Below are 26482 nucleotides of genomic sequence, written 5' to 3'. Positions count from 1 at the left end.
ACGGACGGTTGTCCGTCGCACCACCAAAAGGGGTGAACGGTCGTAACTTTCGCGTGCGGGTCGCGTTCCGTCGCGCTAAGGGATCAGACAGTGATCACCCGAGCGCGAAACGTTACGCCGGTCCGCGGAGCTGCCGGCGCGGCCGCCACGGCGCCGCGCCGCTACACCGCCGCCGGCCGGCGCCGGGCGGCGCGCCGCCGGGACGCCAGTTCCGGGTCGAGCGCGGGTACGGCGGCCAGGAGCTGCTTGGTGTACGGCTCGCGGGGGCTGTCGTACACCTCGTCGGCGGCCCCGTACTCGACGAGCCGGCCGCGCCGCATCACCGCGACCCGGTCGCTGACCTGGCGGACGACGGCGAGGTCGTGCGCGATGAAGACCAGCGCGAGGCCGAGTTCCCGCTGGAGTTCGCCGAGCAGGGCGACCACCTGCGCCTGCGTGGTGACGTCGAGCGCGGAGACGGGCTCGTCGCAGACGATGGCGCGCGGCTCGGCGGCGAGCGCCCGCGCGATGCCGATGCGCTGGCGCTGACCGCCGCTGAACTCGTGCGGGTACCGGTCGTAGTGCGCCCTGTCGAGCCCGACGCGCTCCAGCAGTTCCCGCACGCGCTCCCGGATGCGCTCCTCGTCCCGTTCGCCGCGCGCGCGGATCGGGTCGGCGATGGACTCACCCACGCTGCGGCGCGGGTTGAGGGAGGAGACGGGGTCCTGGAAGACCATCTGGACGGACGGGTCCACGCCGGTGTGCGGGCGCCCCTCGTAGCGGATCTCCCCGGCGATCGGCTCCAGCAGCCCGACGAGCATGCGGCCGAGCGTGGTCTTGCCGCTGCCGCTCTCGCCGACCACGCCGAGGGTCTCGCCGCGCCGGACGGTCACCGAGACGTCGTCCACGGCCGCGAACGCCCGCTTGCCGCGTCCGAACTCGCGCCGCACGCCGGTGGCCTCCAGCACGACCTCCTCGCCGGCCGGGGAGCCGGTGCGGCGGGCGTCCACGCGCGGGACGGCGTCGAGCAGTTCCCGGGTGTACGGCTCGGCGGGTGCCGTGAGGATCGTGCCGACGGGGCCGCGCTCGACGGCCCGGCCGTGCCGCATGACGAGGACGTCGTCCACGGACTCGGCGGCCACACCCACGTCATGGGTGACGAGGAGCAGGCCCATGCCGGTCTCCTCCCGCAGCCCGTGCAGCAGGTCGAGGATCTGCGCCTGGACGGTGACGTCGAGGGCGGTGGTCGGCTCGTCGGCGATCAGCAGGTCGGGCTCGCAGGCGAGGGCCATGGCGATGAGGGCGCGCTGGCGCATGCCGCCGCTGAACTCGTGCGGCCGGGACCGGGACCGGCGGGCCGCGTCCGGGATTCCCACCCGGTCCAGCACCTCGACGGCACGCGCGCGTGCGGCACGGCGCGACACGCGCGTGTGGACGCGATGGACCTCGGCGATCTGGTCGCCGATGGCGTAGTACGGGTCGAGCGAGGACAGCGGGTCCTGGAAGACCATGGCGGCCCTGGCGCCGCGCAGCCGGCGCAGCTCCTCGTCGGAGGCCGCCTGTACGTCGGTGCCGGCCACCCGCACCGAGCCGCCGATCCGGGCTCCGGTGCCCCGGTGCAGGCCCAGCAGGGCGCCCGCGACCGTGGACTTGCCGGAGCCGGACTCGCCGACCAGGGCCAGGGCGGCGCCCTTCGCCAGGCGGAAGGAGAGCCCGTCGACGGCGCGCAGGGCGCCGAACTCGACGGTCAGGCCCGACACCTCCACCAGGCTGTCGTCCGCCGCTTCCAGGCTCGTGCCGGCCGCTTCCACCAGGCTCATGCGAGCACCACCCGTCGGTCGGCCACCGCGTACAGGACGTCCGCGACGGCGTTGGCGAGGACCACGAAGAAGCCGGTCACCAGGACCATGCCGACGACCACCGGCAGGTCGACGACCTTCACCGCGTGCACCAGCTCCTGGCCGATGCCGGGCAGGCCGAAGAGGGTCTCGGTGAGGACGGCGCCGCCGACGGCGGAGCCCACGTTGTTGGCGTTCAGCGCGATCACGGGCGCGAGGGCGCCGCGCAGGGCGTGCCGGCCGACGATGGAGCGCTCCGGGACGCCGTACGCGCGGAAGGTGCGGATGTGGTCCTCGGCGAGGGTCTCCAGCATGGACGCGCGGGTGAGGCGGGCGAAGGCCGCCGCCTCGATCAGGGCGAGCGAGAGCCAGGGCAGCAGGAGGTTCCACGCCCACTGCTCGGGGTCGTCCGAGAAGTTCACGTACTGCGGGAAGGGCAGCAGGCGCAGTTGGCCGCAGACGACGATCATCAGCACGAGGCCGATGACGAAGACGGGCGTGGCCGTGCCCGCGAGGGTGACGGCGGTCAGCACGCGCTCGGAGACCCGGCCGCGTCGCCAGGCGGACAGCACTCCGGTGCCGATGCCGAGGAGGAGCCACAGCACCATGGCGCCGACGACCAGCGACACACTGACCGGGAGCTTCGCCAGGATGATGTGCAGGACCTGCTGGTCGGTCTGGTACGACTGCCCGAGGCAGGGCGCGGCGCAGTGCTCGACCGAGGTGCCCGTGGAGAAGTCCTGGCCGACGAACAGTCCCTGGAGGAAGTGCCAGTACCGCAGGTAGAGGGGGTCGCCCAGCTTGAGCTGCTCGGCGACCTGGTGCACCTGCTCCGGAGAGCAGCGCGGGCCGCAGGTGATCTGGGCGACGTTGCCGGGGGTGACGTAGAAGACGACGTAGACGATCACCGAGATGGCGAGCAGGGTGACGACGGCGCCGGCGGTACGGCGCAGCAGGAATCCGCCGAAGCCGCTCATGCGGAGGCCTCCTTCTCGGTCGCGTTCCCGGTCGCGTTCCCGGTCCCGCCGGCGTTCTTGCGGCCGGTGCCGACGCGCAGGCGGGAGGCGGCGCGCGGGTCGAGGGCGGTGCGCACGCCGTCGCCGAGGACGGTGAGGGCGAGGACGGTGACGAACAGGGCGCCGGCCGGCAGCAGCAGGTACTGGGGTGCCGCCTGGTACCAGACGTCCGCGGCGGTCAGCATCTGGCCCCAGGACGGGGTGGGCGGCTTCACGCCGACGCCGAGGAAGGACAGCGCCGCCTCAACGGAGATGTTCGTGGGCACCAGCAGCGCGGCGTACGTGATGACGGGCGCGGCGAGGCCGGGCAGGAGTTCGCGGCGTGCGATCCGCCAGGTGCCCCAGCCGCTCAGCCGGGCGGCGGAGACGTAGTCGAGGCCCTTCAGGGAGAGGGTCTGGGCCCGCACGATCTTCGCGATGGTGCCCCAGGCGATCAGACCGATGACCAGGGTCACCAGGACCGGCCGGGGGAAGCTGGACGGCACGATGGCCAGCAGCGCCAACGACATGATCATCAGGGGCATCGAGACGATGATGTCCGTGGCCCGGCTCAAGAGTTGATCAACCCATCGGTTGCCGAGCGCGGAGGCCACGCCGACCGCGACGCCGATGGCGACCTGGACCACCGTGGCGGCGAGCGCCACACCCAGCGAGACCCGCGCGCCGTAGACCAGCCGGGCGAACATGTCGCGTCCGGTCTGCGGTTCGACGCCCAGCCAGTGGTCGGCGCTGACGCCGCCGAGGGAACCGATGGGCACGCCGCCGCGCGCGGAGTCGATCAGGGCGGGGTGGTACGTGGTGGGGTCCTGGCCCTCCAGCGCGGTGAGCAGCGGCGCGGCGAGCGCCACCAGGACGAGCAGCGCGACGACGGCCGCGGCGACCAGGGCGGCGCGCTGCGCCCGCAGCCGCCGCCAGAACTGACGTGCCCCCGAGACCGCCGGGACGGAGGCGCCCGTCCCGGCGGTCTCGACGACGGCAAGTGCCTCGCTCACGGTGCTACTTCACCGCGACCTGGGAGATGTCCAGGACGCCGGTCCAGTCGCTGATGACGATGTTCTTGACGTCCTTGCCGTACAGGCGCTTGTACACCGGGTGGAACAGCGGCACGACGAGGGCCTTGTCGCCGATCTTCTTGTCCAGTGCGCCCCAGCGCTGGGCCGCGGCGTCAAGGTCGGTCAACTTGTTGATCGCGTCAATCTCGTCGTTGACCGACTTGTCGTTGAGCAGGCCCGTGTTGAAGTTCGCTCCGTCCTTGACGATCTGCCGGCCGTCGAAGATGGGGGCGAGGAAGGGGCCGCCGGAGGGCCAGTCGGCACCCCAGTGGGCGAGGAAGAGACCGGGCTCGGTCTTCACGCTGTGGATCTTGTCCCGGTAGTCGTTGTCCTCCAGGCCCTGCAGCTTGACCGTGATGCCGGCCTTCTTGAGCGCGTCCTGGACGGCGGTGGCGATCTCCGGGCTGGTCTCGAAGTCCTTGCTGTTGGAGTGGGTCAGCGTGATGGTGAGACCGTTCGCGTAGCCGGCCTGCTTCAGCAGTTCCCTGGCCTTCGCCGGGTCGCCGGACTTGCCCGCCGGGAACGGGTCGTAGGGCGTGTAGCCGAAGGACTTCTGGTTCGGCAGGAACGTGGTGGCGGGCTCGGCGAGAGCGCTGCCGCCGGCCGCGTTGACCACGGAGGACCGGTCGATGGCGTACGCGACGGCCTGGCGCACCTTGGGGTTGTCGAACGGCTTCACCTTCGGGTTGAAGGCGAGGTAGTTCGTGTAGCCGAAGTGGCCGGTGCCCACACGCGCGGCCAGGTCCTTGTCGCCGGACACCTTGGCGAGTTCGGCCGGGCCGAGGTTGGTGTCCGTGGTGACGGCGGCGGCGTCCGCACCCTGGGACGCGGACAGCCGCTGGTTGATCACCGAGGAGTCCAGGCCGGAGCGCACGTCGATGCGGTCCGGGTACGCCTTGCGCTCCTCGTCGGTCGCCGCCGACCAGTGCCTGTTGCGCTCCAGGACGAGGTGCTCGCCGTCGTTCTCGTTCTTGACGACCTTGTACGGGCCGGACGAGACCGGGTGCGACTCGTACTTGGTGCCCGTGTCCTTGCTCCGGGGCACCGGGGTGAACTGCGTCTGCGTGGCGAGGTACGGGAACTCGCCCTCGGGCTTGTTCAGATGGAAGACGATCGTCCGGGAGTCCGGCGTCTCGATCGCGGACAGGCCCTTCTTGTCCTTGTACGGCCCCTGGTAGTCGGCGGCGCCGACCAGCCAGTCCCGCAGGTAGGGGGCGCCGCCGGACAGCTCGGGGGCGAAGGAGCGCTCGATGCCGTACTTGATGTCGGCCGAGGTGATCGGCGTGCCGTCCTCGTACGTCAGGCCCTTCTTCAGGGTGTACGTCCACACGGTCGCGTCCTTGTTGGGGCGCCCGGTGTCGGTGGCGAGGTCGGGGACGACCTTGGCGCCGGCCGCGCCGTTCTCGCGGTTGCGCGTGGTGAGGGTGCGGAACACCAACGAGGGCACGTTGCCGCCGCCGGAGGTGTACAGGCGCGCGGGGTCGAAGTCCGACTGCGGCTGTGAGTTCAGGACCGTGAGCGTGCCGCCCTTGTGGGGCGTGGAGTCGCCACCGGAGCCCTTGGCATCGTTGTCCTCCGGGCCGCAGGCGGCGGCGCCCGCTGCCACGACCAGGCTGACGGATGCCACTGCCACGCGGCGCGCTATGACGGACGGTTGACGCATCGGAATGACGACCTCTCGGGGTGACGTGGTGGGGCTCGTCGAGGGTTTCTCGACTGATGAGACATGTGGACGAGGAGTGAGACGCCTGCGGACAGACGTCGGCCCCGGCGCCGGGTCGTCGAAGAAATCCGTGACGCGGTCACGGAGAGAAGGAGGAGAAGGTCGCGACGCGAACGCCGGGGAGGCGGCGTCAGCGACAGTGGATGTCGGCCACGCAGAGCGCGGTCACGCCGATGAGCGCCAGCTCGATGGCGGCGCTGCTGCAGACGGCATGACTAGACCACATGGGCAGAAATATGGACGACCGTGCGGCTGATGTCAATGTGACATATGCGGTGCATGTCAACTCGTGGGGTAGGGCCAGGGGTTGGGCCGGCAGTGGATCCCGTCGTGGTCCAGGAACTTGGTCTGCTGCTGCATGACGGGCGCCAGCTCGCCGTCCTTCTGGCAGCTGACGTGTCCGTGGCCGAGCCGGTGGCCGACCTCATGGTTGATCAACATCTGCCGGTACGCATGGATCCGGTCACCGTACGTCTTGCTTCCTTGAGCCCACCGGTACGCATTGATCATGACGCGTTCGGTCGCGGCCGAGTCGCAGGAAACGTTGTCCTGCGTGGTGTCCAGGCCCGACTTGGCACACCACGTCGCCGTGGTGCCGGGGCTGGCCAGCGTGATCACGAAGTCCGGCTTGCCGGAGGAGATCCGCTCGAAGGTACGGGCGCCGCCGTGGGCCCAGCTGCGCTTGTCGTTCAGGGTCCGCTGCACGGCCTCGGCGAACAGCGCGCCGTCCAGTCCGAGCCCCTCCTCGACGTCGACGCGGTACCGGTACTTCTGCCCTGTGCCGGGCGCCTTGTCGGACCCGGGCACGGCGTCGAACTTCCCGGGGCCCTTCAGCGTGGCGTCGAGCGGGTACGTCCGGCCCATCTTCTGGTCGTACGTCAGTGTCACCGCGCTCGGCGCGGCGGAGGGCGTCGGCACGTCCCCCGGGAGACGCGCCTCACCGGTCGCGGCGGCGGCCGACGGCGCGCCGGTGCCGTCCTGCCCCTGGGTCACCTGTCCGGCGACGACCACCGCGAGCACGGTGGTGACGGCGGCCGCCGCGATGCCGGTGAACGCCCACCCCTTGGTCCCGCCGCGCTGCGCGGGCACACCGGCGCCGGGCGCGGGGGCCGCGGCGTTCCCGGTGTCCCGCGGGCCGTCTCCGGAGCCGCCGGCGTCGAAGGCTTCGAGGTATTCCTGACGGGGCCCGGGGCGGCGCCGTGCCCCGCCCGGGCCCGGGGCACCCGGTTCGGCCTGCCGCTGCCGTGGCAACACCACACCGGGCCCGCCGCTGCCGGCCCGCCGCCCGGTCAGCTCGCCCCAGCCCCCGCCGGCTTCCCGCTGCTCGGGATGGCCGCCTCGGGCAGCCCGAGCCGACGCGTCACCGGCCGGCCCCGGCACGCCGTGGGCGGGGGTGGCGTCGGCGACCTTGGACGCACCCCGCGCCGGAGTGCCGTCGGCAAGCTTGGACGCACCCCGCGCCGGGGCGCCGTCGGCAGCCCTCGGAACCCCACGGGCCGCGGTGCCGTCGGCAACCCTCGGCACACCGCGCGCAGGGGTGCCGTCGGCCGGACGGGCCGCGCCGCCGCCGCCGTCTCCCCGGTCGTCGCTGTCACGCCGGTCGGAACTGCCGGGCCCGTCGCCCCTGTCGTCCGCCGAGCGCGCGCCGCGCCCGTCATCGGAGCGCGCACCGCGCCGCTCCTCCCGCCGTGCGGCTATGTCCGCGGACTCGCCCTTCGGGGCCGGTCCGCGGCGGCTGTGGCGTCCCACCCCGGACCTCAGCTCCTCGTGTCCGTGACGGCCGGGCGGCCGGCCTCGCCGGCGCCGGCCGTCTGCGTCAGCAGTTCCCGGAACGCGCCCGCCACCACGTCGGGGTACTCCATCATCGCGACGTGCCCGGCGTCCGGCAGGGTCAGCAGCCGGGAGTCGCGGAAGGCCCGGGCGGCCTTGCGGGCCATGCGGAAGCCGACGAGCTGGTCCCGGCCGCCGTAGACCAGCAGCGTGGGGGCCAGCACCCGCTCGGCCTGGCGCCACAGCCCGTGCTGGCCGCCGAGCGTGTAGGCGTTGACGATGCCGCGCGCGGAGCGGGTCATGGCGTCCCAGAAGTACGGAAGGCGCTGCCGCCGCTCCAGTTCCTCCACCGCGTACCGGAACGCCTCCGGCGAGACCCGGCCCGGGTCGCCGTAGCAGAGCGCCATGACGCCGCGCACGCGCTGCTCCGCCGTCCACTCCCTGGTGAGCCGGGTGAACAGCGCGGCGATGCCCGGGACGCCGAGCAGGGCGGTCGGCACCGCGCTGCGCTGCACCCGCAGTTCGGGCAGGGCGGGCGAGACGAGCGTGAGCGTGCGGACGAGGTCGGGCCGCACGGCGGCGACGCGCGTGGCGACCGCGCCGCCGAGCGAGTTGCCGAAGAGGTGGACCGGGCCGCGGCCGGCCGCGTCGAGGTAGCGGATCACCGCGCGCGCGTGCCCGGTGACGGAGTAGTCGCCGTCGTCCGGGGGCGGGGAGTCGCCGAAGCCCGGCAAGTCGAGTGCCTCGCCGTCGACGACGCCGTCCAGTTCCGCCATGAGCGGCGACCAGTTCTGCGAGGAACCGCCGAGCCCGTGGACGTACAGCGCGGGCGGCAGGTCCTCGCGCGCGGGGGGCCGGGAGCGGACCGTCAGGGTGACGCCGGGCAGGCCCACGGACCGCAGCCGCTCGCCCTCGCCGACCCGGACGGGCGCCACCCTGGGCAGCACACTGGCGGCCGGCACGGAGGGCGACTCGGTCGAAGACATGCGGCAATGTTACGAGGTGATCACGTCACGGTTGATGTGTTCGCCGTCACAGACTGAACCGGCCGGATCCGGAGAACCAGGCACCGAACGGGCCCGACGGCATGGCGTCCGGATCAGCCGTCTCCTAGTCTCGTACAGAGGGCACCCGCGTGTGGCCCCTGTCGATTCCGGGGACGTTCGTAGGAAGGGAGCCCACCATGGCCTATGACCCCACCGAGCCCGACGCGATCGAGGACATCGAGGACATCGAGGACCTGGAGCCCGACGCGGCAGTGGAGAGGGACGTCGAGGCGCCCGAGGTGGACGCCGCCGAGCAGCACGCGGACATCGCGCCGGACCGTGACGACCCGCTGACGGACGTGGACCCGTACCGGGGGAACGAGGCCGACCTCGTCGAACAGGCGCGCGTGGTCTCGCTCGACGAGGACGACTACCGCTAGCCGCGCCGAGGCCGGCCACCGCCGAAGTCGAAGACGGCCACCGCCGCGCCGGGGAGGGCCGCCGCCCCCGGGGAGGGGCACCGTCGCGCCGGCGACGGCCGGCGTCCGGGCCGGCGAGGGGCGCCCTGCGCCGACCTCGCAGGACCGCGCGGGCGCCGCCCGGCCCCGGCCGGCGGCCCGTACGGCTTTCGCCACCCGTCCGGTACGTGAAATTCTGCGCTCGCACCGCGCACACCACGGTTACCGAAAAGTACGATGGCCGCGCGGCCTACACCGCATGTGGACGACTTTGGGAGGCGGCGTGACAGCCATCGAGCAAACTGAGGCGGCACGCCCACGGGGCACGCGTCTGCCGCGCCGGGCCCGGCGGAACCAGTTGCTGGGCGCCGCCCAGGAGGTTTTCGTCGCGCAGGGCTACCACGCCGCGGCGATGGACGACATCGCCGAGCGGGCCGGCGTGAGCAAGCCGGTGCTCTACCAGCACTTCCCCGGCAAGCTCGACCTCTACCTCGCGCTGCTGGACCAGCACTGCGAGTCGCTGATCCAGGCGGTGCGCACCGCGCTCGCGTCGACGACCGACAACAAGCAGCGCGTCCGGGCGACGATGGACGCCTACTTCGCCTACGTGGAGGACGACGGCGGCGCCTTCCGCCTGGTCTTCGAATCGGACCTGACGAACGAGCCCGCGGTGCGCGAGCGCGTGGACAAGGTCACCAACGAGTGCGCCGAGGCGATCTGCGACGTCATCGCCGAGGACACCGGCCTCTCGCGCGCGGAGTCGATGCTGCTCGCCTCCGGTCTCGGCGGACTCGCCCAGGTGGTCGCCCGCTCCTGGCTGCACAGCGACCGCAGCGTGCCGCGCGACCAGGCGGTGCAGCTGCTGACCTCGCTGGCCTGGCGCGGCATCGCCGGTTTCCCGCTGCACGGCAGCGAGCACCACTGACGGCCGTTTGTTCCCGCGCGGTGTTCGCTCCTGGCGTTCCGGCCCGCAACGTGTACGCCCCCCTCACCGGGCTAATGTGTGCAGCGTAGGGCGCGGAAGATCGCGCACATCACTGACCGTCGGAGGGACATAGCCGTGGAGGTCAAGATCGGCGTGCAGCACGCGCCCCGCGAGATCGTTCTGGAGAGCGGTCAGAGCGCCGAGGAGCTCGAGCGCGTGGTGGCCGAGGCGCTGGCCGGCAAGACGGGGCTGCTCAGCCTCCAGGACGAGAAGGGCCGCAAGGTCCTCGTGCCGACGGACCGTCTGGCGTACGTGGACATCGGCGAGCCGACCGTGCGCAAGGTCGGCTTCGGCACGCTCTAGGCCGCAGTCGTGGGAAGGGCCCGGCGGCCGTGTGCCGCCGGGCCCTTCCGCGTGACCTGCACACGGATGGAGCACAGGTCCCTCACAGGCAGGATTGCAATTCGCAGGTCACGGGTAAGACGGGCTACGACCGTCGAGCCAGACCGGCCGTGGGAGGGACCCCCGACATGATCCTCGAAGCACTCGGCTCCGCCGTGCTCGGTCTGATCCTCGCCTGGGCGGCGGCCCAACGCCTCGCCCACCGGCTGCCGGCCCGCCCGCTGGTGTACTGCACGGGCATCGCCGGAGCCCTCTTCGGCGACTTCGTCACCCACACCGCCCTGGGCCCCGGCACGGCCCTGCTCAGCCTCCTGGGCGCGGCGGTCATCTCGGTCGCGTCCCTGTCCCTGCTCCTGCGCCCCGCGGGCCGCCTGCGCCGCCGGTCGGCGACGGCGTGAGGGCTGTTCCCGAAGGGCGCGACCGCCCCCGCCGGAGCGCTACGCCGCCAGGCCGAGCGCGGCCATCCGCTTCGTGTGCGCCTCGGTGATCCGCGAGAACATCCTGCCGACCTCGGCGAGGTCGAAGCCGTCGGCCACCCCGCCCACGAGCATCGTGGACAGCGCGTCCCGGTCGGCGACCACCCGCTGGGACTGCGACAGCGCCTCCCCCATCAGCCGCCGCGCCCACAGCGCCAGCCGGCCGCCCACGCGCGGGTCGGCGTCGATGGCGGCCCGCACCTTCTCCACCGCGAACTCGGCGTGCCCGGTGTCGTCGAGGACGGCGAGCACCAGCTCGCGCGTGTCGGAGTCGAGCCGGGCCGCGACCTCGCGGTAGAAGTCGCTCGCGATCGAGTCGCCGACGTACGCCTTGACCAGCCCCTCCAGCCAGTCCGAGGGCGCGGTCTGCCGGTGGAAGCCGTCGAGCGCGGCGACGAACGGGTCCATCGCGGCCGTGGGCTCCTCGCCGATCTCGGTCAGCCGGTTCCGCAGCCGTTCGAAGTGGTGGAACTCGGCCGAGGCCATCTTCGCCAGCTCCGCCTTGTCCGCGAGGGTCGGCGCCAGCTTGGCGTCCTCCGCGAGCCGCTCGAACGCCGCCAGCTCCCCGTACGCGAGGGCGCCGAGCAGATCCACGACCGCGGCGCGGTACTGCGGGTCGGCGGACGCCTGCGCCCAGTCCTGGGCGGCGACACCGGTGGGTTCGGCGGGTTCGGCGGACGCGTTCTCAGGCTTGTCAGAGCTAGTCATGAGGCGCACAATAGCCCGCTCTACGCCCCGCTCAAGCCCTGGTCAACGAGTGTGACCACGACTACGTGACCAAATCGGCCATCGCATGTGCGCGATTCCGGGGTATGGTGGTAATGCGCCTGCCAGAGTGCGTCGACGATGCTCGACGTGTCACGACAGGCCGCACGCATGAGGATGCCCGGTCGGTGGCCCGATCGGCTCCGACCCGACAGCCCTCCAAGGCCGTACGGCAGTGCCCGTACGACGGCAGGAGGGAACCCTCAGCGGTACGAGCGCTAGAGCGTCGGCAGAGGTCCCGTGTCATACGGCTTGCCCGAGTGGTTCGTCCGTACGGCAGCCGACGTCCCCGGCACGGTCAGACATGACCCCCGCTCGCTCGCCTCGCACCGCGCACACAGAAGAGGCAGCACCCTGACTACGACGTTTCGAGAACTCGGAATCCTCCCCGAGACCGCCGAGGCCCTGGAGGCCGTCGGCATCACCACCCCCTTCCCCATCCAGGAGATGACACTCCCCGTCGCCCTCTCCGGCACGGACGTCATCGGCCAGGCCAAGACCGGCACCGGCAAGACGCTGGGCTTCGGTCTTCCGCTCCTGGAGCGCGTCACCGTCCCCGCCGACGTCGAGGCCGGACGCGCCACCCCCGAAGACCTCACGGACGCCCCGCAGGCGCTCGTCGTCGTCCCCACGCGCGAGCTGTGCACCCAGGTCACCAACGACCTGCTGACGGCCGGCAAGGTCCGTAACGTGCGCGTGGTCGCGATCTACGGCGGCCGGGCCTACGAGCCCCAGGTGGAGGCCCTGAAGAAGGGCGTCGACGTGGTCGTCGGCACCCCGGGCCGCCTGCTCGACCTCGCGGGGCAGAAGAAGCTCGACCTGAAGCACGTCAAGTGCCTGGTCCTCGACGAGGCCGACGAGATGCTCGACCTGGGCTTCCTGCCCGACGTCGAGAAGATCGTCAACATGCTGCCGGCCAAGCGCCAGACGATGCTGTTCTCGGCCACGATGCCGGGCGCGGTCATCGGCCTCGCCCGCCGCTACATGTCCCGGCCCACGCACATCCGCGCCACCGCGCCGGACGACGAGGGCGTTACGGTCGCGAACATCAAGCAGTTCGTCTACCGCGCGCACAACATGGACAAGCCGGAGATGGCCGCCCGCATCCTCCAGGCCGAGGGCCGCGGACTCGCGATGATCTTCTGCCGCACCAAGCGCACGGCCGCCGACATCGCCGAGCAGCTCCAGCGCCGCGGGTTCGCCTCCGGCGCGGTCCACGGCGACCTCGGCCAGGGCGCCCGCGAGCAGGCCCTGCGGGCCTTCCGCAACGGCAAGGTCGATGTCCTCGTCTGCACCGACGTCGCCGCGCGCGGCATCGACGTCGAGGGCGTGACCCACGTCATCAACTACCAGTCCCCCGAGGACGAGAAGACGTACCTGCACCGCGTCGGCCGCACCGGCCGCGCGGGCGCCAAGGGCACGGCGATCACGTTCGTCGACTGGGACGACATCCCGCGCTGGCAGCTGATCAACAAGGCGCTGGAGCTGGACTTCAACGACCCGGTGGAGACGTACTCGAGCTCCCCGCACCTGTTCTCCGACCTCGGTATCCCCGAGGGCACCAAGGGCACCCTGCCCCGCTCCGCGCGGACCCGCGCCGGGCTGGACGCGGAGGTGCTGGAGGACCTGGGCGAGACCGGCGGACGGGGCGGCGGTCGCGGCCGGGGCGGCCGCGGTGGCCGCGCCGAGTCGGCCCCGGCCGAGCCCGAGCGCCCGGCGCGTACGCCGCGCCGCCGTCGGCGCACCCGCGGTGGCGCCGTGCTGGACGCCTCCCCGGCCGCGCCGGCCACGGAGACCTCCGGTGAGGAGACCCCGGGCGCGACCCGCACCCCGCGCCGCCGTCGCCGTACGCGCGGCGGAGCGTCGGCGGAGCCGGTGACGGCCGCCGCCACGCCGACGACGGCTCCCGAGGCCGCCGTCGAGACGGTGACCACGGCCGAGGGTCCCGCGGGCCTCGACACCCCGGACAAGCCGCGCCGCCGGCGCACCCGCCGGTCGGCCGCGGCCGAGTCCCCGGTGACCGAGTCCGCCGTGGCCCCGGCCCAGGCCGAGCCCCCGGCGACCGAGCAGACCGTGGACAGGGCCCCGGTGGCCGAGCCCGTCACCGCGCCCGTGACCGCGGACACCCCGGCGACGGAGCCCGCCGCCGAGGCCGCCCCGGCCCCGGAGACCAAGCCGCGCCGCCGTACCCGCAAGACCGCCGAGCCGGCCGCCCCGGCGGATGCGGCGCTGGACACGGCCGAGGCCGCCGAGGCCAAGCCGCGCCGGACCCGCAAGACCGTCGCCGCCGCGCCGGAGGTCCCCGAGGCCGAGGTCAAGCCGCGCCGCACGCGGAAGACCGCCGCCGCCGAGCCGGAGACGGCCGAGGCCACCGAGGTGAAGCCCCGCCGCACCCGCAAGGCGGCGGAGCCGGCCACGCCGGACGCCCCTGAGGCCGAGGCCAAGCCGCGCCGCACCCGGAAGACCGCCGCCGCCGAGCCGGAGACGGCCGAGGCCACCGAGGTGAAGCCCCGCCGCACCCGCAAGGCCACGGTCGCCGAGCCGGAAACGGTCGAGGCCGAGGCCAAGCCGCGCCGCACCCGGAAGACCGCCGCCGCCGCCGAGACCGCCGTCGACACCGCCGAGGCCACGGAAGCCAAGCCGCGCCGGACCCGCAAGGCCGCCGCCACGGCACCCGAGGCCACCGAGACGGAGGCCGAGGCCAAGCCGCGCCGCACGCGGAAGGCCGCGGTCGCCGAGCCGGAGACGGCCGAGGCCACCGAGGTGAAGCCCCGCCGGACCCGCAAGGCCACGGTCGCCGAGCCGGAAACGGTCGAGGCCGAGGCCAAGCCGCGCCGGACCCGCAAGACCGCCGCCGCCGAGCCGGAGACGGTCGAGGCCGAGGCCAAGCCGCGCCGGACCCGCAAGACCGCCGCCGCCGTGGACGCGGTCGACGGGGAAGCGGTCACCGCTCCCAAGGCCCGGCGGACCCGCAAGGCCGTCGCCGAGGCGGCTGCTCCGGAGATCCCGGCGCAGGCCACCGGGGAGCCGGAGGTCAAGCCGCGGCGCCGGACCCGCAAGACCGCGGTGTCCGCTGCCGAGGCGTCCGCTGCCGGTGAGGCCGTCGAGACGACGCCGAAGCCGCGCCGGACCCGCAAGGCCACCGCGGCCGTGGAGGCTCCCGAGGCCTGACCGGCCCCGCGCCACGATGGCCGGGTTCACGACAGTGGACCCGGCCATCGGCGTTTCCGGAGGTGCCCGGCGCCACCCCGCCCGCTCCCGATCACCCGGCCCCGCCCCCTCCCGATAACCTCTCCCCATGAGCAGGCCCCCCACCTTCGTCCCGCCCCCCGGTGCCCGCGCGTACCCCCTTCGGACGGCGCGCGGTGAGTTCGCCGTGGTCGACGCGCCGGTGGCCGCCGGTGTCGAGCCGAGGGGCGTCGCGCTGCTGCTGCCGGGGTTCACCGGCAGCAAGGAGGACTTCAACCCGCTGCACGTGCCGCTCGCCGAGCGCGGATACCGGACCGTCGCCGTGGACGGGCGGGGGCAGTTCGAGTCGGACGGACCGGCGACGGACGAGGCGGCCTACGCGCAGGAGGAGTTGGCGCGGGACGTGCTCGCGCAGGCGGAGGCGATCGGCGGCCCGGTGCACCTGCTGGGCCACTCACTCGGCGGCCAGATCGCGCGCGCGGCCGTCCTGCTCGACCACGCCCCCTTCCTGTCGTTCACCCTGATGGCCTCGGGCCCGGCGCAGATCTCGGCGCACCAGCAGGAGCGCGTGAAGCTGCTCCGGGACGCGCTCGCGGTGCTGAGCATGGCGGAGGTGTGGGAGACCATCCAGGCGATGGAGCCACCGGAGGAGACGGAGACCCCGGCGCTCGACGCGGGCCTGGACGACCGGGCCGACCTGCGGCGCCGCTGGCTGGGCACCAAGCCGGCGCAACTCCTCGCCACCGGCCGCCAGTTGTGCACCGAGCCGGACCGCGTCGCGGAACTGGCGGCCGTACCGCTGCCGTTCCACGTGCTGTCGGGCGCGCGGGACGACACCTGGCCGCTGCCGCTGCTCGACGGCATGGCGGTGCGGCTGGAGGCGCGCCGGACGGTGGTCGAGGGCGCCGAGCACTCCCCCAACACCGACCGCCCGCTGGAGACGGCCCGCGCGCTCGCCGACTTCTGGGACGGCACCGCCCCGGGCACCGCACGGTGAAGGGTGCTGCGGACGACGGGGCCTAGTACTGCGACTGAAGATGCTCCCAGAACCCGTCCCTGAGCGCCCGTCGCAGGTCCGCCTGGCCGCGCAGGGAGTACTGGAGCAGTTCCTCGGCCTCGACCAGCAGGTCCTGGTCGACGGAGCCGGGCAGGTACGGGTGGCCGGGGAACAGCTCGACCATCGCGTCGCGGCCCCGGGAGGCGAGCCATCGCGCCGCGATCTGGGCGCCGACGAACCGGACGTCCTCGCGGCTGGGGCGGGCCCCGCCGGCGGGCTCGAACGCGGCGGCCGTGCGCCGGGAGACGTACGGCTTGAAGAACTGAAGGTCGAAGGTGCGCTGGCTGTCGACCTCCCAGAGCAACGGCTCGGCCTGGTTGCGGCCTTCGGGCGCCTCGATGCCCCACAGGTGGACGCGGGCGCCGTAGCCCTGGGCCGCCTCGACCGCCGAGACCAGGTCCTCGTCGCCGCCGAGGAGGGCCGCGTCGCTGATCGCGCGGTGCCGCGCCAGTGACTCCAGGTCGGTCCGGATCAGCGAGTCGACGCCCTTCTGCTGGTTGTTGGCGTTGAGGTTGCCGAGGCGGACCTTGACGTCGGGCAGTTCGGCGATGACCTGCTGCTCGGCGGTGTGAATGCGGCGCCGGGCGCCGTCGTACCAGTAGACGCGCAGCAGCCGGCTGTCCGCGAAGATCGTGCGCGCCTTGTCGATGAGGGCGTCGATCAGGCCCTCGGCGTCCAGGTCGAAGGCGCGGCGGTCCTCGGTCCCGGCGACCAGCCGGCCGACGGCCGCGTACAGGTAGCCCGCGTCGACGAAGATCGCGTGTGTCGAGGGCGTCTTGGCCACCTCGGCGAGCATGCGTTCCAGCAGCTCGTTCGTGCGGGCGATACGGGCACCGAGGCCGGCCAGGTCGTCGTTCATCGCCTCTATTGTCCCGGTGGTCACCGTGCGGACACAACCGGTCCCGGTGGGTCCCGTCCCGGCGTCCGCCATGTCGCTTACCGGTCGGTAATTAGTTGTTCGAAAAATTTCTTTAGCGTAGGGAATGTTTGTAACACGCGGCGCGTTGACTACGTACGACGCTGGATACACCAGAGGTCACCCGAAGTAGTTCTCCGCAGGAGGATGACCAGACGAAGGGAGAAGCCATGCGCTTCGAGATCATGCGACTCGACGAGGTCGACGGCACCGCCGTGGACAGCACCGTCGTGGACGCCGCCTCCGTCAACCGGATCGTTCAGCAGGCCGCCGCCGTAGGGCAGCGCCTGTGGATCCGCCCGGCCGAGACCCCGGCCTCGTAACCCGCACCCGGACGGCCCGCGCACGGGCCCGTCCGCCACTCGAGCTTTCCGGGGGAGCCGAGCCGCCGACGGCTCAGCTCCCCCGGATCACCTGGGTGACCCCGTTGATGATCTGCTGCACGGCGATCGCGGAGAGCATCATGCCCGCGAGCCGCGTCACCAGGACGACACCGCCGTCCTTGATGATCCGGATGATCAGCAGCGAGTAGCGCATCACCAGCCACAGCACCACGTGGATCGCGAGGATCGCGGACCACACCGAGAGCTGTGCCGGCACGCTGTCGGCCTTCTGCACAGCCAGGATCACGGACACGATCGCACCTGGCCCCGCCAGCAGCGGCATGCCCAGCGGCACGAGCGCCACGTTGACGTCCTTGGTCTGCTGGGGCTCGTCGTTCTTGCCCGTCAGCAGGTCCAGCGCGATCAGCAGGAGCAGCAGCCCGCCCGCGATCATGAGGGCGGGCACGGACACGTGCAGGTAGTTCAGGATCTGGTGGCCCAGGACGCCGAAGACGGCGATGACCCCGCCCGCGACGCAGACGGCCTGGAAGGCCATCCTCCGCTGTACCTTGGCCGGCCGCCCGGCGGTCAGGGCGAGGAAGATCGGGGTGATCCCGGGGGGATCCATGATGACGAAGAGGGTCAGGAACAGCGAGCCGAACACGGCGATGTCGAACATGGGGAAGTGCAGGCCTTGCGGGAAGAGGAACTACGGGCGTGAGGCGGTCCGGACCGCGGGCATGAGGCAGTACGGACCGCGGGTGTGAAGCGGTACGGCGGGACGGCCCTCCGAGGGCCTCAGGCTCCGCCGGTCCCCGGCACCGGGAACGCGCCCGTCGCCCGCCGGGTAATCTCCCCGTAGACCTCGGGGTCGGTCGTGAAGGCGCCGAGCGCCACGGTCTTGCGGCTGCCGTGGTAGTCCGAGGAGCCCGTGACCAGCAGCCCCAGCTCCTTCGCCAGGCCCCGCAGGCGGTCCCGGGCGTCGGCGTCGTGGTCCATGTGGTCGACCTCGATGCCGTCCAGGCCGGCCTCGGCCATCTCCGCGATCCGGGACTCCGGCACGGTGCGGCCGCGCTTGGCGGCGGCCGGGTGCGCGAACACGCTGACCCCGCCCGCGGCCTTGACCAGCCGGATCGCCTCGAAGGGGTCGGTCTCGTGCTTCTCCACGAAGGCCCGCGCGCCGTCGGCCAGCCACTCCTCGGTGAACGCGTCGCCCACCGTCGGTACGACGCCCAGCTCGACCAGCGCCGAGGCGACGTGCGGGCGCCCCACCGACCCTCCGGCGGCGATCCGCTCGACCTGCTCCCAGGTGACCGGCACGCCGAGCGCGTTCAGCTTGGCGACCATCGCCCTGGCCCGCGGCACCCGGTCGTCCCGGACCAGCTCGCGCTCGGCGAGCAGGGCGGGCTCCTCGGGGTCGAAGAGGTAGGCCAGCAGGTGCATCGAGACGCCGTCGACCCGGCAGGACAGCTCGGCCCCGGTGACCAGCGTCAGCCCCTCGGGCAGCGCGCCGATCGCCTCGCCGTACCCCCGCGTGGTGTCGTGATCGGTCAGCGCGACGACGTCCAGGCCGGCGGCGGCGTTGCGCACCAGCTCGGCCGGGCTGTCCGTACCGTCGGAAGCCGTGGAGTGGCAGTGCAGATCGATACGCACGACGACTCCAGGACACGGACGGAAGCAGGGGGACACCTAAGGATAGCGGTGTTTTCGACCCCTACTGTCACACCCGCAACCGGTGAGCACCCTTTACTTCAGCGCCCCGGAAGGGGCGCGGGCCACCACGGCTCACCCGCGGGCGCGAGCCACGGAACCCGGCACCCCGGGGGCGTCACGGCCGGAGCAGGCGCGGCGACAACGCCCCGCAGGGCACCAGGTCCAGCTCCGCCCCCGCCTCCCGCAAGTCGGTCAGCACCAGCTCGTCGTACATGAGCAGACCGGACTGCTCGGGCCACATGACCGCCCACAGCCACATCCCGAGCGCCTCGCCGGCGAAGACGGCGCGGTCGTCCGGGGTGCGGTAGACGTGCCAGAGCGGGGTGGGGCGGCCGGCGGCCAGCACCTTGGCCTCCGGCGGCTTCTCCACGTTCATGTACGACCCCGGGTCGGGGCCGTCGATGCCCGCGTAGTGCGCGCCGAGGCCGACGCCCAGCTCCTCGGCGATCAGGATCAGCTCGCCGGGCCCGCCGAGCGGTCCGGGGCCGGAGCAGGCCACCGCGGTCGCCCGGCCGCCGCTGCGGTCGTCACCGGCGTACGCCACCCCCGTGAACAGCCAGCCGACGGGCAGCGGCCACGGCATCCACACCGGCACCTGCGTGCGGTGCACGACGGCGTTGAGCGCCTCGACGCTGGGCGGGATCACGGGCTGCAGCGGATACACCGTGCCGTGCACGTCGCACTGCCACGCGTCGGCGAAGAGTCCGGGAGCCCTGACCCGGCCACCGCACCTCGGGCAACTGGGTTCGCCCCTCATAGGGCTCCACGGTCCTACCCCTGCCCGCCCACGTCAAGGACGATCACCCGTCCGGACCGAAGTGCCCTCCCTGTGCCCCGCCGAGGTGCTCCGTCTCCAGGCGGCCGAGCAGGATAGATGCACCTTGCATTAATTAGCCGACCTAACTTACTATGTGCATAGCCCAACTATCTATCGTGAGGATGGGAGAAGCACATGGACCCCCTCGACGCGGGAGCCGGCGGCATCCTGCGACAGCCCAAGGCGGTCTGGGCCACGGCCGGCGCCTCCGTCGTCGCCTTCATGGGCATCGGTCTCGTCGACCCGATCCTGCCGTCGATCGCGCAGGGCCTGCACGCCACCGCCAGCCAGGTGTCCCTGCTCTTCACCTCGTACTTCCTGATCACCGCCGTCGCGATGCTGCTGACCGGCTTTGTCTCCAGCCGCATCGGCGGCCGCAAGACCCTGCTGCTGGGCCTCGCCCTCGTGGTCGTCTTCGCCGGCCTGGCCGGCACTTCCGGCTCGGTCGGCCAGCTCGTCGGGTTCCGGGCCGGCTGGGGGCTCGGCAACGCCCTCTTCGTCTCGACCGCCCTCGCGGTGATCGTCGGCGCGGCGGCCGGGGGCAGCGCGGCCGCGATCCTGCTCTACGAGTCCGCGCTCGGCCTCGGCATGGCCTGCGGCCCGCTGCTCGGCGCGGTCCTCGGCAACGTGAGCTGGCGCTACCCGTTCTTCGGCACGGCCACGCTGATGGCGATCGGCTTCCTGTGCATCACGGCGTTCCTGAAGGAGCAGCCGAAGCCGGCCCGGAAGACCTCGGTCCTCGACCCCCTCAAGGCGCTCGGCCACGGCGGCCTGGCCTCGGCGGCGGTCTCGGCGTTCTTCTACAACTACACGTTCTTCACGGTGCTGGCCTTCACGCCGTTCGTGCTGAACATGACGCCGTACCGCTCGGGCGCGGTCTTCTTCGCCTGGGGTGTGCTGCTCGCCGTCTTCTCGGTGATCGTCGCCCCGCGCATGCAGGCCCGGTTCGGCTCGCTGAAGGTGCTCGGCGGCTCGCTGGTGCTGCTCGCGGCGGACGTCCTCGTGCTCGGCTACGGCGGTCACACCGCGGCCGTCGTCTGCACGATCCTGTCCGGTGCCTTCATCGGCGTGAACAACACGGTCTACACCGAGCTGGCCCTCGGGGTGTCGGACGCGCCGCGCCCGGTGGCGAGCGCGGGCTACAACTTCGTCCGCTGGTTCGCGGCCGCCGCAGCGCCCTACTTCGCGCCGAAGATCGAGGAGTGGACCGACGTCCACGTCCCGTTCGCGGTCGCGGCCGTCACGGCGGTGCTGGGCGCGCTCGTGGTCGCCGTCCGGCGCAGGGCCCTCACCCACGAGGCGGAGGTGCTGGAGCCGAAGCACGCCACCGAGGACGGGGTCGGCGTCTTCGCCAACTGACCGGATCCGGCCTTGTGTTGGTGAGTTCGGTCACGCACGGCCGGGGCCGGATCAGTCCAGCGGGACGGATCGGCGGACGGGGTCCCTCAGGTCCGTCCCGTGTCCGAGCCAGCGCTCCTGGAGGGCCTGGGCGCCGTGCACCCGCTTCCAGGCGGCCTCGTTCGGGGTCATCGGCAACAGCGGCAGGAACCGCACCGGGTCCATCGGGGCGTCCAGTTCCAGGTCCTGAACCAGCCCGCCGGGCTCGCCCACCAGCACGGAGGTGAAGGGGGCACCCGGCCACAGCGGCTCGCCCACGTCCAGCGAGGCGCCCGGGGTCACCACCAGCCCCTCCACCTGCGGAGTCGCGGCGAGCACGGCGAGCGGGCGCAGCACCTTGCCGGTGTCGGCGAGGCCCGCGCGGACCGACAGGACCAGTTCGGCGCGGGGGCCCTTGACCGGATCGGCGAGCATCGCCGTGGGGTCCGCCATGGGGTGCCGGGACATGCCGAGGGTGGCGTAACGGACGACGTCCCCCTCCTGGAAGCGGAGCACCTCGATGCGGTCCGTGCCGAGGAAGGTGACCGCGGCTCGGGCGTCCGGCTCGCCCAGCGCGGTGGTCAACCGGGCCTCGACCAGAGGAAGAACATCAGCCATGCGCCGAGCATAGAACTCGTCAGCGGCGGGCAAAGCGGCGCCTTGACAGTACGGGCGGCTGGTACTCTGAGCCGGTGGTTCGGGGCCAGCACGCCGAAGCGTGCCGTCGGGTCCCGACGCCGATGGGACTCCCTTACGAGGGACCGGCCGGAGGAGGTGGGGCTGTCATGGATCGAAGTCGACCGTGCAGTACCACTCGCTCTTCCGGCTGCTGATGTAGTTACCGGCTGGCCGCCGCCTTCCCCTGCGCTCCGTCGTTCGGAAGAGCACTTCGTTTCGCTTTGCCTGATCTGTCTGACCTGAATCAGTTCTGCGTCAGCAGCGAAGTCGCCACCGTGACGGTGCGGTGCTCCCCGCTTTGTGGACGTGCCAAACACACGCACTCAGGACGTCCCCATTCCGGGTAGTTCCACCCGTCGCCGCGTGCCCTCGCTGCCCGCCCGCGAAGGAGCCTGCCCATGTCGATGATCCGCGACCTGCGCGCCGTGGTCCGCCCGTCGTCCCGTGTCTCGCTGCGCAAGGACACGAGCACGTCGTACGACGCCACGCGCGCCCCCGGCTCGCCCTCGGCCGTCGTCGACTGCGCCGTCTACCGCGACGGCGCCCGTGTGCAGAGCCCGGGGCCGCTCAGCCCGCAGGAGGCCATGCGGCTGGTGCGCCGGGACGGCGGCTTCGTCTGGATCGGGCTGCACGAGCCGACCGAGGCCGAGTTCGCCGGTATCGCGAGCGAGTTCGGACTGCACCCGCTGGCCGTCGAGGACGCGGTGCAGGCCCACCAGCGGCCGAAGCTGGAGCGGTACGACGACTCGCTGTTCACCGTCTTCAAGACCATCCACTACGTCGAGCACGACCGGCTCACCGCCAACAGCGAGGTCGTGGAGACCGGCGAGGTGATGTGCTTCACCGGCCGGGACTTCTTCATCACCGTCCGGCACGGCGGCCAGGGCTCGCTGCGCGCCCTGCGGCACCGCCTCCAGGACGACCCGGAGCTGCTCGCCAAGGGCCCCTCGGCCGTGCTGCACGCCATCGCCGACCACGTCGTGGACGGCTACATCGCGGTCGCCGACGCCGTCCAGGACGACATCGACGAGGTGGAGACCGAGGTCTTCTCACCCGGCCGCCGGGGCGGGGTCTCGCGCGGTGTGGACTCCGCGCGGATCTACCAACTCAAGCGCGAGGTGCTGGAGTTCAAGCGGGCGGTGGCGCCGCTGCTGCGGCCGATGCAGCTGCTGAGCGAGCGGCCGATGCGGCTGATCGACCCGGACATCCAGAAGTACTTCCGGGACGTCGCCGACCACCTCGCCCGGGTCCAGGAGCAGGTGCTGGGCTTCGACGAACTGCTGAACTCCATCCTCCAGGCCAACCTCGCGCAGGCCTCCGTCGCGCAGAACGAGGACATGCGCAAGATCACCGCGTGGGCGGCCATCATCGCCGTGCCGACGATGGTGTGCGGGGTGTACGGCATGAACTTCCAGTACATGCCCGAGCTGCACTGGAAGTACGGCTACCCGGTGATCATGGGCATCACGGCCGCGCTGTGTGTGGGCATCCACCGCACGCTGAAGCGCAACGGCTGGCTGTGAGCGGGCCGGTACGGCCTGGTTAGGCTGGGGCGCATGACTAGCGAGCTGCTCGACCGGGCCCTCATCGAGGAGGCCGCGAAGAAGTCCGGCCTGATCTGGGTCAGGGGCGCCGGGGCCACGGCCGCGCGTGCGCTGTGGCACGTGTGGCACGAGGGTGCGGTGTGCGTGGTCGGTGACGGGCCCGGTGAGCAGCCTCTGGAGGGGCTGGCCGACGGGGGCTCCGCCGAGGTGAGCGTGCGCAGCAAGGACAAGGGCGGCCGGCTGGTGACGTTCGCGGCGACCGTGTCCGAGCTGGTGTCCGGTTCGCCGGAGTGGGAGGCGGCCGTCGCCGAGCTGAAGGGCAAGCGGCTGAACGCCCCCGACGGCGAGCGGATGCCGGCCCGCTGGGCCCGCGAGTGCCGGGTGCTCCGCCTGGCACCGGCCGGACCGGTGGCCGCGCTGCCGGACGGGAACCTGGCGCAGCGCCCGGTCACGACTCCGGCGACCACCCGCAGACCGGTGCCGGCGGGCCTGCCGAAACTGTTGCTCGGACGCCGGAAGGGCAAGTGACCGGCCGCCCCCGCGGCAACAGTCCCACGACCCCGCGGCTCCCCTACGACGCCGGCAGCTGCCTGCCGTAGTCCACCGTCTCCGACTTGGCCGGTTCCTCGACGGTGAAGTTCCTGCCCCAGTCGGAGAAGCGGAGCGTCCCGGCGTCGCCGGCGCGGACCAGGCGCAGGGGGTAGGGCGTGCCCTCGAGGGACACGTCCAGCGTGCCGCCGGCGCCCTTGTCGCCGGTGACGCGGACCGTGCGGGTACCCGTCCCGTCGGTGTGGTGGCCGTCCGTCGCCAACGCGCCGTGCAGCGTGAGGAGACCGTCGAGGAGGACGTCCTTGTCCGTGAAACCGCTGAACTTCTTGTACGAGGGATCCCCCTGCGGCACCTTCACGTACTTGCCGTCCAGCTTGCCCGCGGCGCCGTCGCTGCCGTCGGCGTGGCTCCAGAAGTCCGCGTCGGCCTTGAGGTACAGCTCCTCGCCGATCCGCAGCAGTTTGAAGGTCGCCCCCTGCGAGGTCACCGACCCGGTCCCGCCGGCGTCCTTGAGCCGCATGTCCAGCCGGTACGTACGGCCACTGGTCACCACGGTCCCGGCCAGCCGCACGGCCGACGCCGCCTCCGCCGCCGCCCGCGTCTTCGCCTGGATCCTGTCGGCGGGCAGCTTGCCCACCCCGTTGGTGCCCGCGTCCGGGTCGTCGCCGCCGCAGCCCGACAGCACCATCGCTCCCGTCACCGCCAGGGCGCAGGTCGCGGTCAGCAGCGCGGTCCGGCGGGCACGGCCCCGGGGCATCGCAGTCACGGGTGGGATCGCCTTTCTGACGGTTCCTGAGCGGCGTACCGCAGCGTACCGGTGCCCCGCCCGCCCGGCGGAGCCAGTCCGTCCGGACCCCCCACCAGGGCGTATCCGAGCGGTACGGGCTAGCCTGAAGCGCACCCGCGCGGGCAAATCCGAGCAAATTCCACCCACAGCAGTCCTCAGCGACTCCCAGGCAGACTCCCAGCGACTCCCAGGCAAAGGAAGCACAGCCATGGCAGCCGGCGCCCCCCGGATCTTCGTCTCGCACCTCGCCGGGGTCCCCGTCTTCGATCCGACCGGCGACCAGGTGGGTCGCGTCCGCGATCTGGTCGTCATGCTGCGCGTCGGACGACGGCCCCCGCGCGTCCTCGGACTGGTCGTCGAGCTGTCCACCCGACGCCGCATCTTCCTGCCCATGACCCGGGTCACCGGCATCGAGTCCGGCCAGGTCATCACCACCGGCGTGGTCAACGTCCGCCGGTTCGAGCAGCGGCCCACCGAGCGGCTGGTCTTCGGCGAACTGCTGGACCGGCGCGTGACGCTGGTGGAGACCGGCGAGGAGGTCACCGTCCTCGACGTGTCCGTGCAGCAGCTGCCCGCCCGCCGGGACTGGGAGGTCGACCGCGTCTTCCTGCGCAAGGGCAGGAAGGGCGGCGCCTTCCGCCGGGCGAAGGGGGAGACGCTGACCGCCGAGTGGTCGGCCGTCACCGGGTTCTCGCTGGAGGAGCACGGACAGGGCGCCGAGAGCCTGCTCGCCACCTTCGAGCAGCTGCGCCCCGCCGACCTCGCCAACGTCCTGCACCACCTCTCCGCGAAACGACGGGCCGAGGTCGCCGCCGCCCTGGACGACGACCGGCTCGCCGACGTGCTGGAGGAGCTGCCGGAGGACGACCAGATCGAGATCCTCGGCAAGCTGAAGGAGGAGCGCGCGGCGGACGTGCTGGAGGCGATGGACCCGGACGACGCGGCCGACCTGCTCGCTGAGCTGCCCGAGGCGGACAAGGAGCGGCTGCTGAGCCTGATGCAGCCCTCCGACGCGGCCGACATGCGCCGCCTGATGTCGTACGAGGAGCACACGGCCGGCGGTCTGATGACGACGGAGCCGATCGTGCTGCGGCCCGACGCGACCGTCGCCGACGCGCTCGCCCGGGTCCGCAACCCGGACCTGTCCCCCGCCCTCGCCGCCCAGGTCTACGTCTGCCGCCCGCCCGACGAGACCCCGACCGGCAAGTACCTGGGCACCGTCCACTTCCAGCGGCTGCTGCGCGACCCGCCGTACACCCTGGTCAGCTCGCTCGTGGACGACGATCTCCAGACGCTGTCCCCGGACGCGGCCCTGCCGGTCATCGCCGGGTTCTTCGCCACGTACGACATGGTGGCGGCGCCCGTGGTGGACGAGTCCGGGTCGCTGCTCGGCGCGGTGACCGTGGACGACGTACTGGACCACATGCTGCCCGACGACTGGCGCGAGACAGAGTTCCACCTCGATCAGGGAGAGGAGGCGCCCACGCATGGCTCCTGAGCGCGAGACCGCGACCCGCGAGCGTCATCCGGCGGGCGCCACGGCCGCCGGGCGGCCCCGGACCACCCGGCTGGACCAGCCGCGCGCGCCGCGCCGCCGGATCCTGCCCGAGTGGGACCCGGAGGCCTTCGGCCGGCTGTCGGAGAAGATCGCCCGCTTCCTGGGCACCGGGCGCTTCATCGTCTGGATGACGGTCGTCATCATCGTGTGGGTGGTGTGGAACGTCGCCGCGCCCCGCCACCTGCGCTTCGACGAGTACCCGTTCATCTTCCTGACCCTGATGCTGTCCCTCCAGGCGTCCTACGCGGCCCCGCTGATCCTGCTCGCGCAGAACAGGCAGGACGACCGGGACCGGGTCAACCTGGAACAGGACCGCAAGCAGAACGAGCGGTCCATCGCCGACACCGAGTACCTGACCCGGGAGGTCGCCGCCCTGCGCACGGGCCTGGGCGAGGTGGCCACCCGCGACTGGATCCGCTCGGAGCTCCAGGACCTGGTCAAGGAGCTGGAGGAGCGCCGCCGCCACGACGGGCACCCGGGTCACGTCGTATTCCCGGCGGAACGGGCGGAACGGCCGCCGGGACGTGACACAGACGACCGCTGAGGGGCATCCCGGACGCCCCTCGGCGCGCCGTACCATCGTC

26 protein-coding genes are annotated in these 26482 nt (G+C 72.5%); 12 read left to right on the top strand and 14 right to left on the bottom strand.

Features of this window, described 5'->3' with window-relative positions; translation table 11 throughout:
* Positions 1–161: 161 nt before the first annotated feature.
* From ACZ5DC_RS26845 to ACZ5DC_RS26815, 7 genes are all read right to left on the bottom strand, one after another.
* Complete coding sequence (locus tag ACZ5DC_RS26845) at positions 162–1799, bottom strand: dipeptide ABC transporter ATP-binding protein (RefSeq protein WP_468656827.1); 1638 nt, start codon at positions 1797–1799, stop codon at positions 162–164.
* Positions 1796–2794, bottom strand: coding sequence for an ABC transporter permease (locus tag ACZ5DC_RS26840; RefSeq protein ID WP_468656825.1), 999 nt, complete (start codon positions 2792–2794; stop codon positions 1796–1798). Before ACZ5DC_RS26840 ends, ACZ5DC_RS26845 begins: the two co-directional genes overlap by 4 nt.
* A complete protein-coding gene (locus ACZ5DC_RS26835; protein ID WP_468656823.1) occupies positions 2791–3825 on the bottom strand; it encodes an ABC transporter permease in 1035 nt (344 codons plus the stop codon). The genes ACZ5DC_RS26840 and ACZ5DC_RS26835 overlap by 4 nt, the downstream gene beginning before the upstream one ends.
* Before the next feature lie 4 nt (positions 3826–3829).
* The gene (locus tag ACZ5DC_RS26830; protein WP_468656821.1) at positions 3830–5548 is read right to left on the bottom strand and encodes an ABC transporter substrate-binding protein; all 1719 of its coding nucleotides are present in this window, start codon (positions 5546–5548) and stop codon (positions 3830–3832) included.
* A 190-nt stretch (positions 5549–5738) separates the two neighbouring features.
* Complete coding sequence (locus tag ACZ5DC_RS26825) at positions 5739–5834, bottom strand: Ms4533A family Cys-rich leader peptide (protein WP_309550493.1); 96 nt, start codon at positions 5832–5834, stop codon at positions 5739–5741.
* 56 nt (positions 5835–5890) lie between these two features.
* The gene (locus ACZ5DC_RS26820) at positions 5891–7357 is read right to left on the bottom strand and encodes a DUF3152 domain-containing protein (RefSeq protein WP_468656819.1); all 1467 of its coding nucleotides are present in this window, start codon (positions 7355–7357) and stop codon (positions 5891–5893) included.
* A gap of 8 nt (positions 7358–7365) precedes the next feature.
* Positions 7366–8364, bottom strand: a complete 999-nt coding sequence (locus tag ACZ5DC_RS26815) for an alpha/beta fold hydrolase (protein ID WP_468656817.1) — start codon at positions 8362–8364, stop codon at positions 7366–7368.
* Between the two features lie 197 nt (positions 8365–8561).
* Between ACZ5DC_RS26815 and ACZ5DC_RS26810 the strand changes: the two genes are divergently transcribed.
* From ACZ5DC_RS26810 to ACZ5DC_RS26795, 4 genes are all read left to right on the top strand, one after another.
* The gene (locus ACZ5DC_RS26810) at positions 8562–8804 is read left to right on the top strand and encodes a hypothetical protein (protein WP_468656815.1); all 243 of its coding nucleotides are present in this window, start codon (positions 8562–8564) and stop codon (positions 8802–8804) included.
* A gap of 301 nt (positions 8805–9105) precedes the next feature.
* Positions 9106–9747 (top strand): TetR/AcrR family transcriptional regulator, encoded by a 642-nt coding sequence (locus tag ACZ5DC_RS26805; protein ID WP_366752043.1) that lies wholly within the window; start codon positions 9106–9108, stop codon positions 9745–9747.
* A gap of 135 nt (positions 9748–9882) precedes the next feature.
* Positions 9883–10110, top strand: coding sequence for a DUF3107 domain-containing protein (locus ACZ5DC_RS26800; RefSeq protein ID WP_366752044.1), 228 nt, complete (start codon positions 9883–9885; stop codon positions 10108–10110).
* Positions 10111–10277: 167 nt separating this feature from the next.
* On the top strand, positions 10278–10547 hold the full coding sequence (locus ACZ5DC_RS26795) for a hypothetical protein (protein ID WP_014674831.1): 270 nt from the start codon (positions 10278–10280) through the stop codon (positions 10545–10547).
* Between the two features lie 39 nt (positions 10548–10586).
* On the opposite strand, the gene ACZ5DC_RS26790 is transcribed toward ACZ5DC_RS26795, so the two are convergent.
* A complete protein-coding gene (locus tag ACZ5DC_RS26790) occupies positions 10587–11333 on the bottom strand; it encodes a ferritin-like fold-containing protein (protein WP_468656812.1) in 747 nt (248 codons plus the stop codon).
* A 504-nt stretch (positions 11334–11837) separates the two neighbouring features.
* Here ACZ5DC_RS26790 and ACZ5DC_RS26785 point away from each other — a divergent pair.
* Together ACZ5DC_RS26785 and ACZ5DC_RS26780 are read left to right on the top strand one after the other, a co-directional pair.
* Positions 11838–14561, top strand: coding sequence for a DEAD/DEAH box helicase (locus tag ACZ5DC_RS26785; protein WP_468657195.1), 2724 nt, complete (start codon positions 11838–11840; stop codon positions 14559–14561).
* Between the two features lie 127 nt (positions 14562–14688).
* On the top strand, positions 14689–15576 hold the full coding sequence (locus tag ACZ5DC_RS26780) for an alpha/beta fold hydrolase (protein ID WP_468656810.1): 888 nt from the start codon (positions 14689–14691) through the stop codon (positions 15574–15576).
* Between the two features lie 22 nt (positions 15577–15598).
* On the opposite strand, the gene ACZ5DC_RS26775 is transcribed toward ACZ5DC_RS26780, so the two are convergent.
* A complete protein-coding gene (locus ACZ5DC_RS26775) occupies positions 15599–16495 on the bottom strand; it encodes an NYN domain-containing protein (protein ID WP_468656808.1) in 897 nt (298 codons plus the stop codon).
* A gap of 227 nt (positions 16496–16722) precedes the next feature.
* Here ACZ5DC_RS26775 and ACZ5DC_RS26770 point away from each other — a divergent pair, with 227 nt between their 5' ends.
* Positions 16723–16875 carry a hypothetical protein gene (locus ACZ5DC_RS26770; RefSeq protein ID WP_171153060.1) on the top strand — a complete coding sequence of 51 codons (153 nt, stop codon included), beginning with the start codon at positions 16723–16725 and terminating at the stop codon, positions 16873–16875.
* 73 nt (positions 16876–16948) lie between these two features.
* Here the strand turns inward: ACZ5DC_RS26770 and ACZ5DC_RS26765 are convergent, their stop codons facing one another.
* From ACZ5DC_RS26765 to ACZ5DC_RS26755, 3 genes are all read right to left on the bottom strand, one after another.
* Positions 16949–17554, bottom strand: coding sequence for a MarC family protein (locus ACZ5DC_RS26765; protein WP_468656806.1), 606 nt, complete (start codon positions 17552–17554; stop codon positions 16949–16951).
* Between the two features lie 119 nt (positions 17555–17673).
* A complete protein-coding gene (locus ACZ5DC_RS26760; protein ID WP_468656804.1) occupies positions 17674–18528 on the bottom strand; it encodes a PHP domain-containing protein in 855 nt (284 codons plus the stop codon).
* 175 nt (positions 18529–18703) lie between these two features.
* The gene (locus ACZ5DC_RS26755; RefSeq protein ID WP_058081818.1) at positions 18704–19345 is read right to left on the bottom strand and encodes a DUF6758 family protein; all 642 of its coding nucleotides are present in this window, start codon (positions 19343–19345) and stop codon (positions 18704–18706) included.
* Positions 19346–19540: 195 nt separating this feature from the next.
* Between ACZ5DC_RS26755 and ACZ5DC_RS26750 the strand changes: the two genes are divergently transcribed.
* On the top strand, positions 19541–20764 hold the full coding sequence (locus ACZ5DC_RS26750; RefSeq protein WP_468656801.1) for an MFS transporter: 1224 nt from the start codon (positions 19541–19543) through the stop codon (positions 20762–20764).
* 51 nt (positions 20765–20815) lie between these two features.
* On the opposite strand, the gene ACZ5DC_RS26745 is transcribed toward ACZ5DC_RS26750, so the two are convergent.
* Positions 20816–21400 (bottom strand): suppressor of fused domain protein, encoded by a 585-nt coding sequence (locus ACZ5DC_RS26745; RefSeq protein WP_468656799.1) that lies wholly within the window; start codon positions 21398–21400, stop codon positions 20816–20818.
* A 458-nt stretch (positions 21401–21858) separates the two neighbouring features.
* Between ACZ5DC_RS26745 and ACZ5DC_RS26740 the strand changes: the two genes are divergently transcribed.
* A complete protein-coding gene (locus tag ACZ5DC_RS26740; protein ID WP_366752053.1) occupies positions 21859–22983 on the top strand; it encodes a magnesium and cobalt transport protein CorA in 1125 nt (374 codons plus the stop codon).
* A gap of 33 nt (positions 22984–23016) precedes the next feature.
* Positions 23017–23532, top strand: a complete 516-nt coding sequence (locus ACZ5DC_RS26735; protein WP_468656797.1) for a hypothetical protein — start codon at positions 23017–23019, stop codon at positions 23530–23532.
* A gap of 43 nt (positions 23533–23575) precedes the next feature.
* Here ACZ5DC_RS26735 and ACZ5DC_RS26730 read toward each other — a convergent pair whose 3' ends face one another.
* Positions 23576–24310: a hypothetical protein gene (locus tag ACZ5DC_RS26730; RefSeq protein ID WP_468657193.1), complete on the bottom strand. Its 735-nt coding sequence runs from the start codon at positions 24308–24310 to the stop codon at positions 23576–23578.
* Between the two features lie 238 nt (positions 24311–24548).
* Between ACZ5DC_RS26730 and ACZ5DC_RS26725 the strand changes: the two genes are divergently transcribed.
* Both ACZ5DC_RS26725 and ACZ5DC_RS26720 read left to right on the top strand, forming a co-directional pair.
* A complete protein-coding gene (locus ACZ5DC_RS26725) occupies positions 24549–25838 on the top strand; it encodes a magnesium transporter MgtE N-terminal domain-containing protein (RefSeq protein WP_468656795.1) in 1290 nt (429 codons plus the stop codon).
* Positions 25828–26442 carry a DUF1003 domain-containing protein gene (locus tag ACZ5DC_RS26720; RefSeq protein ID WP_366752057.1) on the top strand — a complete coding sequence of 205 codons (615 nt, stop codon included), beginning with the start codon at positions 25828–25830 and terminating at the stop codon, positions 26440–26442. Before ACZ5DC_RS26725 ends, ACZ5DC_RS26720 begins: the two co-directional genes overlap by 11 nt.
* Positions 26443–26482 lie beyond the last annotated feature (40 nt).

This window comes from Streptomyces sp. NPDC031445, from assembly GCF_055581365.1.
Note: the sequence above shows the minus strand (reverse complement) of the source record. Positions and strands in the feature narration are given on the sequence as shown.

Bases quoted from the DNA above. Each gene is read 5' to 3' on its own strand.
- ACZ5DC_RS26845 (WP_468656827.1), bottom strand. From the start codon at position 1,799: ATGAGCCTGGTGGAAGCGGCCGGCACGAGCCTGGAAGCGGCGGACGAC.
- ACZ5DC_RS26840 (WP_468656825.1), bottom strand. From the start codon at position 2,794: ATGAGCGGCTTCGGCGGATTCCTGCTGCGCCGTACCGCCGGCGCCGTC.
- ACZ5DC_RS26830 (WP_468656821.1), bottom strand. From the start codon at position 5,548: ATGCGTCAACCGTCCGTCATAGCGCGCCGCGTGGCAGTGGCATCCGTC.
- ACZ5DC_RS26825 (WP_309550493.1), bottom strand. From the start codon at position 5,834: ATGTGGTCTAGTCATGCCGTCTGCAGCAGCGCCGCCATCGAGCTGGCG.
- ACZ5DC_RS26815 (WP_468656817.1), bottom strand. From the start codon at position 8,364: ATGTCTTCGACCGAGTCGCCCTCCGTGCCGGCCGCCAGTGTGCTGCCC.
- ACZ5DC_RS26810 (WP_468656815.1), top strand. From the start codon at position 8,562: ATGGCCTATGACCCCACCGAGCCCGACGCGATCGAGGACATCGAGGAC.
- ACZ5DC_RS26795 (WP_014674831.1), top strand. From the start codon at position 10,278: ATGATCCTCGAAGCACTCGGCTCCGCCGTGCTCGGTCTGATCCTCGCC.
- ACZ5DC_RS26790 (WP_468656812.1), bottom strand. From the start codon at position 11,333: ATGACTAGCTCTGACAAGCCTGAGAACGCGTCCGCCGAACCCGCCGAA.
- ACZ5DC_RS26785 (WP_468657195.1), top strand. From the start codon at position 11,838: ATGACACTCCCCGTCGCCCTCTCCGGCACGGACGTCATCGGCCAGGCC.
- ACZ5DC_RS26780 (WP_468656810.1), top strand. From the start codon at position 14,689: ATGAGCAGGCCCCCCACCTTCGTCCCGCCCCCCGGTGCCCGCGCGTAC.
- ACZ5DC_RS26775 (WP_468656808.1), bottom strand. From the start codon at position 16,495: ATGAACGACGACCTGGCCGGCCTCGGTGCCCGTATCGCCCGCACGAAC.
- ACZ5DC_RS26770 (WP_171153060.1), top strand. From the start codon at position 16,723: ATGCGCTTCGAGATCATGCGACTCGACGAGGTCGACGGCACCGCCGTG.
- ACZ5DC_RS26765 (WP_468656806.1), bottom strand. From the start codon at position 17,554: ATGTTCGACATCGCCGTGTTCGGCTCGCTGTTCCTGACCCTCTTCGTC.
- ACZ5DC_RS26755 (WP_058081818.1), bottom strand. From the start codon at position 19,345: ATGAGGGGCGAACCCAGTTGCCCGAGGTGCGGTGGCCGGGTCAGGGCT.
- ACZ5DC_RS26750 (WP_468656801.1), top strand. From the start codon at position 19,541: ATGGACCCCCTCGACGCGGGAGCCGGCGGCATCCTGCGACAGCCCAAG.
- ACZ5DC_RS26745 (WP_468656799.1), bottom strand. From the start codon at position 21,400: ATGGCTGATGTTCTTCCTCTGGTCGAGGCCCGGTTGACCACCGCGCTG.
- ACZ5DC_RS26740 (WP_366752053.1), top strand. From the start codon at position 21,859: ATGTCGATGATCCGCGACCTGCGCGCCGTGGTCCGCCCGTCGTCCCGT.
- ACZ5DC_RS26735 (WP_468656797.1), top strand. From the start codon at position 23,017: ATGACTAGCGAGCTGCTCGACCGGGCCCTCATCGAGGAGGCCGCGAAG.
- ACZ5DC_RS26730 (WP_468657193.1), bottom strand. From the start codon at position 24,310: ATGCCCCGGGGCCGTGCCCGCCGGACCGCGCTGCTGACCGCGACCTGC.
- ACZ5DC_RS26725 (WP_468656795.1), top strand. From the start codon at position 24,549: ATGGCAGCCGGCGCCCCCCGGATCTTCGTCTCGCACCTCGCCGGGGTC.
- ACZ5DC_RS26720 (WP_366752057.1), top strand. From the start codon at position 25,828: ATGGCTCCTGAGCGCGAGACCGCGACCCGCGAGCGTCATCCGGCGGGC.